Origin of the sequence: Stenotrophomonas sp. A3_2 (assembly GCF_036624925.1) — a bacterium.
Taxonomy (GTDB): Bacteria; Pseudomonadota; Gammaproteobacteria; order Xanthomonadales; family Xanthomonadaceae; genus Stenotrophomonas; species Stenotrophomonas hibiscicola.
Genome location: NZ_JAZKVY010000095.1, coordinates 33,341 through 46,242 on the forward strand (window position 1 = coordinate 33,341; position 12,902 = coordinate 46,242).

The 12,902-nt window shown below is 67.3% G+C and carries 12 protein-coding genes; 11 read left to right on the plus strand and 1 reads right to left on the minus strand.

Annotated elements, in window-relative coordinates; translation table 11 throughout:
• The 4 genes from fliP (at position 1) to R5H29_RS01855 (ending at position 4,325) form a co-directional block, all read left to right on the plus strand.
• Positions 1-780, plus strand: coding sequence for a flagellar type III secretion system pore protein FliP (gene fliP / locus R5H29_RS01840; RefSeq protein WP_019659599.1), 780 nt, complete (start codon positions 1-3; stop codon positions 778-780).
• A gap of 60 nt (positions 781-840) precedes the next feature.
• The gene (locus tag R5H29_RS01845) at positions 841-1,110 is read left to right on the plus strand and encodes a flagellar biosynthetic protein FliQ (protein WP_005413254.1); all 270 of its coding nucleotides are present in this window, start codon (positions 841-843) and stop codon (positions 1,108-1,110) included.
• Positions 1,111-1,123: 13 nt separating this feature from the next.
• Positions 1,124-1,915 carry a flagellar biosynthetic protein FliR gene (gene fliR / locus R5H29_RS01850; protein ID WP_049397365.1) on the plus strand — a complete coding sequence of 264 codons (792 nt, stop codon included), beginning with the start codon at positions 1,124-1,126 and terminating at the stop codon, positions 1,913-1,915.
• 274 nt (positions 1,916-2,189) lie between these two features.
• Positions 2,190-4,325: a bifunctional diguanylate cyclase/phosphodiesterase gene (locus tag R5H29_RS01855; protein WP_332328648.1), complete on the plus strand. Its 2,136-nt coding sequence runs from the start codon at positions 2,190-2,192 to the stop codon at positions 4,323-4,325.
• Positions 4,326-4,617: 292 nt separating this feature from the next.
• On the opposite strand, the gene R5H29_RS01860 is transcribed toward R5H29_RS01855, so the two are convergent.
• Positions 4,618-5,037, minus strand: a complete 420-nt coding sequence (locus R5H29_RS01860; protein WP_235643019.1) for a hypothetical protein — start codon at positions 5,035-5,037, stop codon at positions 4,618-4,620.
• A gap of 196 nt (positions 5,038-5,233) precedes the next feature.
• Between R5H29_RS01860 and flhB the strand changes: the two genes are divergently transcribed.
• The 7 genes from flhB (at position 5,234) to R5H29_RS01895 (ending at position 12,900) form a co-directional block, all read left to right on the plus strand.
• On the plus strand, positions 5,234-6,364 hold the full coding sequence (gene flhB / locus R5H29_RS01865) for a flagellar biosynthesis protein FlhB (protein ID WP_134732470.1): 1,131 nt from the start codon (positions 5,234-5,236) through the stop codon (positions 6,362-6,364).
• Positions 6,365-6,408: 44 nt separating this feature from the next.
• The gene (gene flhA / locus R5H29_RS01870) at positions 6,409-8,469 is read left to right on the plus strand and encodes a flagellar biosynthesis protein FlhA (RefSeq protein WP_180832666.1); all 2,061 of its coding nucleotides are present in this window, start codon (positions 6,409-6,411) and stop codon (positions 8,467-8,469) included.
• A gap of 145 nt (positions 8,470-8,614) precedes the next feature.
• Complete coding sequence (gene flhF / locus R5H29_RS01875) at positions 8,615-10,231, plus strand: flagellar biosynthesis protein FlhF (protein ID WP_180877481.1); 1,617 nt, start codon at positions 8,615-8,617, stop codon at positions 10,229-10,231.
• A complete protein-coding gene (locus tag R5H29_RS01880) occupies positions 10,218-11,105 on the plus strand; it encodes a P-loop NTPase (protein WP_005409532.1) in 888 nt (295 codons plus the stop codon). The genes flhF and R5H29_RS01880 overlap by 14 nt, the downstream gene beginning before the upstream one ends.
• A complete protein-coding gene (locus R5H29_RS01885) occupies positions 11,102-11,845 on the plus strand; it encodes an RNA polymerase sigma factor FliA (RefSeq protein WP_019659593.1) in 744 nt (247 codons plus the stop codon). The genes R5H29_RS01880 and R5H29_RS01885 overlap by 4 nt, the downstream gene beginning before the upstream one ends.
• Positions 11,846-11,902: 57 nt before the next feature.
• Entirely contained in the window at positions 11,903-12,295 is a 393-nt protein-coding gene (gene cheY, locus R5H29_RS01890; protein WP_019659592.1) for a chemotaxis response regulator CheY, read from the plus strand.
• A complete protein-coding gene (locus R5H29_RS01895) occupies positions 12,295-12,900 on the plus strand; it encodes a protein phosphatase CheZ (RefSeq protein WP_019659591.1) in 606 nt (201 codons plus the stop codon). Before cheY ends, R5H29_RS01895 begins: the two co-directional genes overlap by 1 nt.
• Positions 12,901-12,902: the final 2 nt, after the last annotated feature.

The window sequence follows — 12,902 nt, forward strand, 5'->3', positions numbered from 1 at the left end:
ATGCGCGTCACCCGTACCCGTCTTGCCACCCTGATGCCGTGGCTGCTGTTGCTTGCCCTATGCCTGTTGCCGGCACTGGCGTTCGCCGCGCCCGGCGCCCCGAACACGCCGCTGCCGGACATCAACGTGGGCAAGATCGGCGGTGCACCGGTCAGCCTGCCGCTGCAGACCTTGCTGCTGATGACGGCGATCACCCTGATCCCGTCGATGCTGCTGGTGCTGACCTCGTTCACCCGCATCATCATCGTGCTGGGCCTGCTGCGCCAGGCGCTGGGTACCGGGCAGACCCCGTCCAACCAGGTGCTGCTGGGCCTGGCCCTCTTCCTCACCGCGATGGTAATGATGCCGACCTGGGACAAGGCCTGGAGCGCCGGCATGGCGCCGTACCTCAATGGCGAGATCGACTTCCAGACCGCCTGGACGCTGACCACCACGCCGTTGCGCGCCTTCATGCTGGCGCAGATCCGCGAGACCGACCTGATGACCTTCGCCGGCATCGCCGGGCACGGCACCTACGCCAGCCCCGATGCGATCCCGTTCCCGGTACTGGTCGCATCGTTCGTCACCAGCGAGCTGAAAACCGCTTTCGAGATCGGCTTCCTGATCTTCATCCCGTTCGTGATCATCGACCTGGTCGTTGCCAGCGTGCTGATGTCGATGGGCATGATGATGCTGTCGCCGATGCTGGTGTCGGCACCGTTCAAGATCCTGCTGTTCGTGCTGGTCGATGGCTGGGTGCTGACCGTGGGTACGTTGGCAGCCAGCTTCAATCCGGCTTGATATCCCGCGCAAAGCGCAGTCGAGCATGGCTCGACTCTACAAGAGCAGATGGACCCCCGAATGTCTCCAGAACTTGCCCTGACTGAACTGCGTGGCGGCCTGATCACCGTGTTGTGGGTGGCTGGCCCGCTGCTGCTCACCGTGCTGGTGGTGGGCGTGGTGGTGGGCGTGGTGCAGGCCGCGACCCAGCTCAACGAACCGACCATCGCCTTCGTCGCCAAGGCGGCGGCACTGACCGCGGTGCTGTTCGCGCTGGGCAGCCTGCTGATCGGCCACCTGGTTGAATTCACCACGCTGCTGTTCCAGCGAATTCCGCACCTGATCGGCTAGGACACGCGCTTCGATGGACGCCGCCACCCAGATGGCTGCCGACGGCCTTCAGGCCTTCGGCATGATCGGTACCGTACTGTGGACCATGCTGCGCATCGGCGCTGTGGCCATGGCCATGCCGATGGTCGGGACCCGCGCCGTCCCGTCACGGGTGCGCGTGGTGCTGGCTGGCACCCTGGCCATCGCACTGGCCCCGCTGCTGCCCCCGGTGCCGGACTGGACCGGCTTCGACGCCGCCACGGTGCTGACCATCGCGCGCGAGCTGGCCATCGGCGTCTCCATCGGCTTCCTGCTGCGGCTGGTGTTCGAAGCCGGTGCGATGGCGGGCGAACTGATCGCGCAGGGCACCGGCCTGGCCTTCGCTCAGATGAGCGACCCGCTGCGCGGTGGTACCTCCGGCGTGATCGGACAGTGGTTCTATCTGCTGTTCGGGCTGCTGTTCTTCACCGCCAACGGCCACTTGGCGCTGATCTCGCTGCTGGTGGACAGCTATCGCGCACTGCCGATCGGCGCTCCGCTGCCGGACCCGCACGCGTTCTTCAGCATCGCCCCGACTTTCCTGCTGACCGTGCTACGCGGCGCGCTGACCCTGGCGATCCCGCTGACGGTGGCGATGCTGGCAGTGAATCTGGCGTTCGGCGTGCTGGCCCGGGCCGCTCCGGCGCTGAATCCGATCCAGCTGGGCCTGCCGGTCTCGTTGCTGCTGGGTCTGTTCCTGCTGGCGCTGCTGGCCGGGGAAATGGGCCCGCCGGTACAGCGCCTGTTCGATGCCGCCTTCCAGGCTGCGGACGCGGTCACACACTGACCTGATCATCACGTTTTACTGCTTGCCATGCCTTTGTTTCTATAGAGCCGAGCCCATGCTCGGCTGTCTTCGGCAGGAGCGGCAGCCGAGCATGGGCTCGGCTCTACGGGGCGCAATTTCACGTTTTACTGCTTGCCCTTCCCCCGGGTCTGCGCGTTAGAGTGAATGCGCGGCAACCGGGGGGATGCCGCACGTGGCCGCCGCCCTGCGTCGGCCTGCCTCATGCATGCCCCACCGTGGTTTCCGTCGACAGGCAGGTCCGGGAGACTGACGAATGCTGGTAGGCACGTACAACCCGTGGCTGGTCGCAATCTCGCTGCTGGTAGCCGTGATGGCTTCCTACACTGCACTGGCAATGGCCGGGCGCACGATTACCGCGCCCGGCAAGGCCGCGGCCTGGTGGTGGCGCCTCGGTGGTGGCTTCGCCATGGGCCTGGGCATCTGGTCGATGCACTTCATCGGCATGCTCGCCTTCGATCTGCCCATTCCGCTCGGCTACGACCTGCCGATCACCCTGCTCTCGCTGGCCTTGGCGATCGCTTCGTCGGTATTCGCACTGTGGCTGGTCTCGCTGCGTACTCTGCCGCATCCACGGCTGGCCGGCGGTGCCCTGCTGATGGGCACCGGCATCGCCGGCATGCACTACGTCGGCATGGCCGCAATGCGCATGCAGCCAGGCATCGACTACGACCCGGGCTGGCTGCTGCTATCACTGATGGTGGCGGTCGCCGCCTCGTGGACAGCCCTGTATGTTGCGTTCCGCCTGCGTGGGCAGCGCACCCGTATCGGCGACCGCTTGGCCGCGGCGGGGCTGCTCGGCCTGGCGATCGTCGGCATGCACTACACCGGCATGGCCGCCGCTCGCTTTCCGGAGGGCAGCATCTGCGGCGCAGCCGTCGGCGACGGCTTGCACAGCGAATGGCTGGCCATGCTGGTGGTGGTGCTGTCCGTGGCGATCCTCGCGGTGGTGCTGGTGGTGTCCTGGCTGGACCAGCGGGTGGAGGCGCAGCTGCTGCGACTGCGCAACTCCATGCTGAGCACCTCGTTGACCGATGCGCAGCAGGAACTGACCCAGGCCGCACTGCATGATCCGCTCACCCGCCTGCCCAACCGCCTGCTGCTGCAGCGTCGCATCGTGCAGTCACTGGCCGAGGCCGAGCAGGGCGGCAGCCGTTTCGCCGTGATGTTCATGGACCTGGACGGCTTCAAGCAGGTCAACGATGCCTACGGCCACCAGGCCGGCGATGCACTGCTGGTGGCGGTGGCCGAGCGCACCCGCCAGCTGCTGCGGCCCAACGATATGCTGGCACGACTGGGCGGTGACGAGTTCGTGCTGGTGGTACGCATCGAACACGACGAGGACCTGCCCACCCTCGCCCGGCGCATCCTGCAGGCGGTGGGCAGCGGCCCGTTGCTGCCGGACAACGAACTGCAGGTAACCGCCAGCATCGGCGTGGCAATCTGCCCCGACCACGCTGCCAGCGAACGGCAGCTGATGGCGTTTGCCGATGCGGCGATGTACCAGGCCAAGGAATCCGGACGCAACGCCTTCGTGCTGTTCGCCGACTGGATGAATGACAGCGCCGAACAACAGTTCCGGCTGCTGGCCGACCTGCGCCGGGCCATTGGCAGCGAGCAGCTGTTCCTGCACTACCAGCCCAAGATCCGCGTGGCCACGCAGAAGGTGGCCGGTGCCGAAGCGTTGATCCGCTGGCACCATCCGGAGCATGGCCTGATTCCGCCCGATCGGTTCATCCGCCTGGCCGAGCGCAGCGGCGCGATCAACGAGATCGGGCGCTGGGCGCTGGACCAGGCCTGCCTGCAACTGCGGCGCTGGCACGATGCCGGTCACGAAGGCTGGTCGATGTCGGTGAACCTGTCGCCGGTGCAGTTCAGTTCGCCGCACCTGCTGCAGGATGTGCGCGCGATGATCGAACGCCACAACATCGCTCCGCGCCACCTGGTGCTGGAAATCACCGAAAGCACGGTGATGCGCGATACCGACACCAGCCTGCGCCTGCTGCAGGCGCTGTCGGCGCTGGGCGTAGGCATATCCATCGATGACTTCGGCACTGGCTATTCCAGCCTGCTGTACCTGAAGCGGCTGCCGGCCACCGAGATCAAGATCGACCATGCGTTCGTGCGCGACCTGGAACACAGTGCAGAGGACGTGGTGATCGTCTCGGCGATCGTGGCGCTGGGCCATGCGCTGGACATGGACATCGTCGCCGAAGGCGTGGAAACCACGGCCCAGCGCGCCTACCTGGAGCGCCTGGGCTGCGACTACCTGCAGGGCTACCTGCTCGGTCGCCCGGTCGACGCGGCGCGCTTCATGCAGCTGCACGACCTGCCCCGGCCGCGGATCGAGCTGAGCACCGGCTTCAAAGCGCCCGAAGGTGGGGGACGCTGAATCCACCTGGCGATGCAAAAGGTGATGGCCTGCTGAGATGCGCTCGGCGCACCGACCTGATGGTCGGAGGGTGCGTTGGTTGTCTGCAAGAGTTCTGGACTCTTCTGCAGGAATACGAAATTCACGGTAACGTCGACGTTGCCATTTGCGTCATCCCTGGAGCGGCCAGGTCGAACGCTGACGTGCCGGCAAGCCATCCAGCTTCATCTTGGGGATGCTTCCTCCTGCCAGTCACCCGATGCTCAACGAGCCCTGGCCTCCCATGCCTTTGTCGCGAGCAAGATCGTCCGCTTCAGCAGGGAGGGGTAATCCTCGAGTTGTCGGAGACGGCAAACGCGACTGACTGCAACCGCTGGCAAAGTGTTGAAAGCAGGGCCATGAACTCAGAATTGGCTGCCTCAGACCATGCTCGACCGAATCGAAGAGTAAGGTGTATGGAGCTCACCGGGTCTCCATTCAGAGCGGACTCGAGCGAGTAGCGCTCACCATCCGAGAATGCACCTTGGACACATCCGGGGAACACCAACTCCAATGATGCAATTATGGCCTGGGGACATCCGATGTCCTGCACAGCCTCGACATTGGAGAGGTCTTCTTCACCGAGGTCTTCCAGCTTCAAAACGACTATGTCAAAGCTCATTGCTGCGATATCCCATCCTGCAACCCATTCAGCACCGCCCTTCTCTCTGCGTGTCTTGGCATCATGCCTCATGTAGCTGCTAGCTGCCCCCTGTACAGCAGCAGTTGAACGATCTTCCTCGCCCTCTGGATGCGATAGCCCGGCAGCGCATACAGCACTGCGAACGCCAGAATGAGCAGGAGCAGACACACAGTGCTGCCGTTCGCGGCTGACTACTAGCGGCACAGTTCTTGCACGCACCCCGGCAACCCCTGCCGCAGTGCCCGTGATGTCCGAGAACGAATCCGCCGGCGAAAAGACCGAACAACCGACCGAAAAACGCCTGCGCGACGCCCGCGAACAGGGCAACCTGCCGCGCTCGCGCGAGCTCGGCACGGCCGCCGTGTTCGGCGCCGGCGTGCTGGCGGTGATGGCGATGAGCGGCTCGATCGGCCGCGGCGCCACGGCCTGGATGAAGCAGGCGCTGAGCCCGGAACAGAGCCTGCGGCAGAACCCGAAGGAACTGTTCGGCCACTTCGGCGACCTGCTGCTGCAGTTCATGCTGGTGATCGCGCCGCTGGTGCTGGTCTGCCTGCTGGCCAGCTTCGTCGCCCCGCTGGTGATGGGCGGACTGCGCTGGTCGCAGAAGGCGTTGCTACCCGACATCAACCGCATGAACCCGATGAGCGGGTTCAAGCGCCTGTATGGCCCGGAGGCCATTGCCGAATTCACCAAATCGTTGCTGCGCGTGGCCTTCGTCGGCGTCGCCGCCGGGCTGGTGGTCTGGACCGGCTTTGACACCCTGCGCGGCCTGATCCACCACCCGCTGGAGACGGCCATCACCGACGGCCTCGGCTTCACCCTGCGCCTGCTGCTGGCCACCGCCGGCGCGATGCTGGTGCTGGCCGCCATCGACGCGCCATACCAGCGCTGGAACTGGATGCGCAAGCTGAAGATGACCCGGGAAGAGCTGCGCCGGGAAATGAAGGAAAGCGAGGGCAGCCCCGAGGTGAAGGGCCGCATCCGCCAGCTGCAGCAGCAGATGGCCAACCGCCGGATGATGGAAGCGGTACCCACCGCCGACGTGGTGGTGGTCAACCCCACCCACTACGCGGTGGCCCTGAAGTATGAGGGCGGCGCCATGAACGCCCCCACCGTGGTCGCCCTGGGCGTGGACGAGACCGCCCTGCGCATCCGTGAAGTGGCCGACGGCAACAAGGTCGCGATCGTCTCTGCCCCACCTTTGGCACGCGCCTTGTATCGGGAGGGCCAACTCGGAAAGGAAATCCCCGTGAGACTGTATTCGGCCGTCGCCCAGGTCCTGTCCTACGTCTACCAGCTGCGCGCGTGGCGCACTGGCCCGATGCCGGACGCCCCGCACATCCAGGTGGATGAATTCGGCAAGGGAGGCCGCCCGTGAGCGCCCAGCCCTCCACCGGCTTCAACACCCGCCGCGCCCTGGAAATGATCCGCCAGGGTCTTGGCGCGCCGCTGATCGTGCTGGCCCTGCTGGCCATGGTCGTGGTGCCGCTGGCCGCGCCGGTGCTCGATGCGCTGTTCACCTTCAACATTGCCATCTCGCTGATGGTGCTGCTGGCGGTGGTCTACGTGAAGCGCCCGCTGGACTTCACCATCTTCCCGATCGTGCTGCTGATCACCACCATGCTGCGGCTGGCGCTGAACGTGGCCTCCACCCGCGTGATCCTGCTCAACGGCCAGAACGGCCACGATGCCGCGGGCAAGGTCATCGCCGCCTTCGGCGAATTCGTGATCGGCGGCAACTACGCGGTGGGCATCGTGGTGTTCGCGATCCTCACCATCATCAACTTCGTGGTGATCACCAAGGGCGCCGGCCGGGTCTCGGAAGTGACCGCGCGCTTCATCCTCGACGCGATGCCCGGCAAGCAGATGGCGATCGACGCCGACCTCAACGCCGGTTTGCTGACGCGTGAAGAAGCCAAGCTGCGCCGCGAAGAAGTCCGCGAGGAAGCCGACTTCTACGGTGCGATGGACGGTGCCAGCAAGTTCATCCGCGGCGACGCCATCGCCGGCATCCTGATCCTGTTCATCAACATGCTCGGCGGCCTGGCCGTGGGTGTGCTGCAGCATGGCATGCCCTTCGGTGAAGCCGCTGCCACCTACACCCTGTTGTCGATCGGTGACGGCCTGGTGGCCCAGCTGCCGGCGCTGCTGGTCTCCAGTGCGGTGGCGATGCTGGTCACCCGCGCCTCGCGCTCGCAGGACATGGCCCAGGCCATGACCGGCCAGGTGTTTGGCCAATACCGGGCGCTGGCGATCACCGCCGGCATCATCGGCCTGGTGGGCCTGGTGCCGGGCATGCCCAACGTCGCTTTCCTGACGCTGGCGTCGATCCTCGGCTTCATTGCCTGGAAGCTGTACCGCAAGACCCAGGCCCCGGCCGCCGATGCCGCCGCAACGGGCAAGGACCCGGCGGCGCTCAGCGCCCTCGGCCGCCCGGCCGCGCCGGCGCCCACCGCCGAACTGAGCTGGGACGAACTGCGCCCGGTCGATCCGCTGGGCCTGGAGGTCGGCTACCGGCTGATTCCGCTGGTGGACAGCAACCAGGGCGGCGAACTGATGGCGCGCATCAAGGGCGTGCGCCGCAAGCTGACCCAGGATGTCGGCTTCCTGATTCCATCGGTACACATCCGCGACAACCTGGAACTGCCCGCCAACGGCTACCGCGTGCTGGTGCACGGCGTGCCGGTGGCCACCGCCGAGATCCACCCCGACCGCGAGCTCGCGCTGGACCCGGGCAGCGCGCTTGGCACGCTGGAAGGCATCGCCGGCAAGGACCCCGCGTTCGGCCTAGATGCCACCTGGATCCAACCGCACCAGCGTGCCCAGGCCGAAACGCTGGGCTACACGGTGGTCGACCCGGCCACCGTGGTCGCCACCCACCTTTCGCACCTGATCCGCGAGCACGCACCTGAGTTGCTCGGCCATGAGGAAGTGCAACACCTGCTGGCCAACCTGGCCAAGAGCGCGCCCAAGCTCGTCGAAGATCTGACGCCGAAGGCGCTGCCGCTGTCGGCGGTGGTGCGCGTGCTGCAGAACCTGCTGGTCGAGCGCATTCCGATCCGCCAGCTGCGCAAGATCGCCGAGGCACTGGTCGAACATGCGCCCAGCAGCCAGGACCCGGCCGTGCTGACCGCCGCCGTGCGCACCGCCTTGGGCCGCTTCATCGTGCAGGAGATCGCCGGAATGTCGGCGGAGCTGCCGGTGTTCACCCTCAACCCGCAATTGGAACGTGTCTTGCAGGAGTCCACGCAGGGCAACGGCGCCGCGCTGGAACCCGGACTCGCTGAGCGACTGCACCAGAGCCTGGCCGAATGTGTCAGCAAGCAGGAAGCCCGCAACGAGCCCGCGGTCGTGCTGGTACCTGGCCCGGTGCGAGCCGCGCTGGCACGCCTGGTCCGCCACAGCGTTCCGTCGCTGTCGGTCCTGGCCTACAGCGAGGTGCCGGAGGACAAGCGCCTGAAGCTGGTCGGAACGATCAGCTGACGCCGCCCGCCGACGCGCCAGAAAACAGACACCACCTTCGAACCAACGCAACAGACAGATACCAAGGGGAACCCGCACCGTGCAGACCACCGACCACCCGAGTTCCCCGGCCGCCACTCCGCCGTCTTCGCCTCGTGACCACAGCATGAAAATCAAACGATTCGTCGCCGCCGACATGCGTTCGGCCATGAACCTGGTGCGCAAGGAACATGGTCCTGATGCCGTGATCCTGTCCAACCGCCGGATCGAGGAAGGCATCGAGATCGTCGCCGCCGCCAACTACGATGAAAGCGCCGTGCAGCGTGCGCTGGAAGCCTCGCGCCGCGACGTGGCGCCGCCGCCGGCGCCCAAGCCGCGCACCGCCGCCGATGCGGTGATCGCCGCCGTCACCCGCCGTCGCAGCGCCACCCCGGCACCGGAGCCGGTCGCCGCCACCACCTCGGCGGTGGCCGCCCTCGCCCGCGCCGCGGTCGGCGCCACCGGCCGCACCCTGGACAGCGCCGACGAGATCGTGCCGACCCGCGGCAGCACCGGCTTTGCGGCCACCCTCGCGCGTGCCGCCGTCAACGAACCGGCGCTGCCGGAACAGATCTTCGCGCCGTTCGCCGAGGCCATCGTTGCACCGGCCGCCGCCGTGCCGGCCAACCGCGCCCGCTTCCAGATCGATCCGCCGCACGAGGCGCATCACGAAAGCGTGGCGCCGGCCGTGCAGCCGCCGCCGCTGCCGACCGCTGCCGTCGCCGACGCGCAGCCGGCCAGCGCCGCCGGCGAACCGGCGTTGGCCGATGCCATGGTCGAAACCGCGCCGGCCCCCACCCTGGCTCCGGCTCCGGTGCTGACGGTGGTCGCCCAGGACGACGCCGAGATCCGCCAGTTGCGCCAGGAAGTGGCCGGCATGCGCCAGGTGATCGAGCGCGAGATGAACCGCTTCACCGACGAGCGCCTGCGCGGCTGCCCGGTGCGCGCCACCGCGTTGGACCTGATGGACGAATATGGCTTCGATGCCGGCCTGGCCCGCGACGTGGCCATGCAGATCCCGCTGGAGACCGAAGCCCATCGTGGCCGCGGCCTGATGCTGGGGCTGATCTCGCGCAAGCTTCCGATCGCCCCGGTCGACCCGCTGGAAGAAGGCGGCGTGATCGCCCTGGTCGGCCCGACCGGCGCCGGCAAGACCACCACCATCGCCAAGCTGGCCTCGCGATTCGCCGAGAAGCACGCGCCGCGTGACGTCGCCCTGGTCACCACCGATACCGCCCGCATCGGCGCCCGCGAGCAGCTCTACGGCTACGGCCGCCAGCTCGGCATCGCGGTGCACGAGGCCAACAGCGGCACCGACCTGGACCAGCTGCTGGAACGCCTGAAGGACTACAAGCTGGTGCTGATCGACACCGCCGGGCTGGGCCCGCGCGACCGCGCGCTGGCCGCCCAGCTGCAGTGGCTGCGTGCCGCCCGCCAGGTGCGCACCCTGCTGGTGCTGCCGGCCAATACCAGCTTCGGCGACATGGACGAGGTGGTCCGCCGCTTCGGCGCCGCCAACCTGCAGGGTCTGGTGCTGAGCAAGCTGGACGAGACCGGCCGCTTCGGCAACGCCCTGTCTGTGGCCGTGGACCATGCCCTGCCGATCACCTGGGTGACCGATGGCCAGGACGTCCCGGAGGACCTGCATAGGGCCAGTGCAGCCAATCTCGTACTTCGCCTTGAAGATTTGCGCCGAGCGGCCGATATGCCCTGCAACCCGGAGTTGAACCATGCCGTCGCGTGAGTACGCCAAGCTGACCAAGACCTTCCCGCTGTCGGCCACCCGCAGCGAGCCGCTCGGCCCTGTGCGCACCATCGCGGTGACCGGCGGCAAGGGCGGCGTGGGCAAGACCAACGTCTCGGCCAACCTGGCTGTGGCGCTGGCGGGCATGGGCAAGCGCACGCTGCTGCTGGACGCCGACCTGGGCCTGGCCAACATCGACGTGATCCTGGGCTTGAACCCCACCTTTACGCTGGCCGACCTGGTGGCCGGCCGCTGCTCGCTGGACGACGTCATCGTCGAAGGCCCGAACGGCGTGCTGGTGGTCCCGGCCGCGTCCGGTCGCCGCCACATGGCCGAGCTGGCCCCGGCCGAGCACGTCGGCCTGGTCAACGTGTTCTCCGAACTGGAACGCGAACTGGACATCATGGTGGTGGACACCGCCGCCGGCATCACCGATGGCGTGCTGACCTTCTGCCAGGCCGCGCAGGACACCGTGGTGGTGGTCTGTGACGAGCCGGCCTCGATCACCGACGCCTATGCGCTGATCAAGGTGCTGTCGCGCGAGCGCGGCGTGGACCGCATCCAGGTGGTGGCCAACATGGTGCGCGACCCCAACGAGGGCCGCGTGCTGTACGAAAAGCTGACCCGGGTCTGCGAGAAATTCCTCGCCGATGTCTCGCTGAACTATCTGGGCTGTGTGCCGCAGGATGATTGGCTGCGCCTGTCGGTGCAGCGCCAGCAGCCAGTGGTAAAGGCCTACCCGTCCAGCCCGGCCGCGTTGGCGATCACCGAGATCGCGCGCCGCACCGCACGCTGGCAGGCGCCGACCGAACCGCGTGGCGGCGTCGAGTTCTTCCTCGAGCGCATTCTCAAGCAGCGCGGGGTGGCCGCATGAAAGGCGCAGCCCAGTACCGGGAGGTCCAGCGCTCGGCGGCCAACGAGGTCATCTCCCAGCACTCGGACCTGGTGCGGCGCATCGCCCACCACCTGGCCGCACGCCTGCCGGCGAGCGTGGAGGTGGACGACCTGATCCAGGCCGGCATGATGGGGCTGATCGAAGCGTCGCGCAGCTACGACGCCGACCAGGGCGCCTCGTTCGAGACCTACGCCTCGATCCGCATCCGCGGTTCGATGATCGACGAGATCCGCCGTGGCGACTGGGTGCCGCGCTCGGTGCATCGCCGCGCACGCGACGCCGCTGCCACCATCCGCCGCCTGGAACAGAGCACCGGCCGTGCCGCCAGCGCCACCGAAGTGGCCGCCGCGATGGAGATGCCGCTGCCCGAATACCTGCGGCTGATGGAAGACGCCGCGCGTGGCCAGGTGCTGAGCCTGGAGTCACGCATCGAGGACCAGGGCGAGCTGGACACCGTCGCCCAGGGCGGCCCGACCCCGCAGCAGGTGCTGGAGCGCGGCGAGTTCGGCCGCGAGCTGGGCAAGGCCATCGGCCACCTGCCCGAGCGCGAACAGCTGGTGCTCTCGCTCTATTACGAGCAGGAACTGAACCTGAAGGAGATCGGCGCGGTGCTCGGCGTGAGCGAGTCGCGGGTCTGCCAGATCCACGGCCAGGCCGTGCTGCGCCTGCGTGGACGATTGAAGATTTTCGAGGCGGCCGACGCCGGCCTGGAAGAGTGAACATGCCCGAGGCGGCTGCCCCCGGCCACCCGGAATGAACAACAAAGGAACTCTGCTTTGAACAAGAACATGCGCATCCTGATCGTCGACGACTTCTCGACCATGCGTCGCATCGTCAAGAACCTGCTGGGCGATCTTGGCTTCACCAATACCGCCGAAGCCGAGGACGGGCATGCCGCGCTGTCGCTGCTGCAGAGCCAGTCGTTCGATTTCGTCGTCACCGACTGGAACATGCCGGTGATGACCGGCATCGAGCTGCTCAAGGCGATCCGCGCCGATGCCAAGCTGAAGACCCTGCCAGTGCTGATGGTCACTGCCGAAGCCAAGCGCGAACAGATCATCGAAGCCGCCCAGAACGGCGTGAACGGCTACATCATCAAGCCCTTCACCGCGCAGACGCTGGAAGAGAAGCTCGGCAAGATCTTCGAACGCCTGGCGGCCAGCGCCTGATGGATACCACGGTCGACAAGAACGCCCTGGCCCTGCGCCTGCAGGAAGCCCTGGACGCACTGGAGTCCGGTGACGAAGCTGCCTGGCGGCAACGCATCGACGGACTGGTCGCGCTGCGCACGCAGCCGATGATGAGCGGCCTGTCGCGGCTGGCCCGCGAGCTGGGACAGGCGCTGGGTGAACTGCCGACCGTGCCCAGCGAGGCCGGTGAGCTGGATGACGCCTGCGCGCGCCTGGACCACGTGGTGGCGATGACCGAACAGGCCACCCACCGTACCCTGGACCTGGCCGAGGAATGCCGCAGCCTGACCGAACAGCTGCGTGCCGAAGGCCTGCAGCCAGGCCAGGACGCGCAGCTCGAGCGCATCCGCCACAACCTGACCGAGATCGCCCTGACCCAGAGCTACCAGGACCTGACCGGGCAGATCATCCGTCGCGTGGTCGGCATCGTCCGCCGCGTGCACGAGGGCTTCGGCGCACTCGGCCTGCCGCCGGAACAGCATCGCACCGACCCGGCACTGGCCGGGCCGGCACTGAAGGGACTGGACCGCCACGCGGTCTCGCAGAACGACGCCGACGACCTGTTGTCGGATCTGGGGCTGTAAGC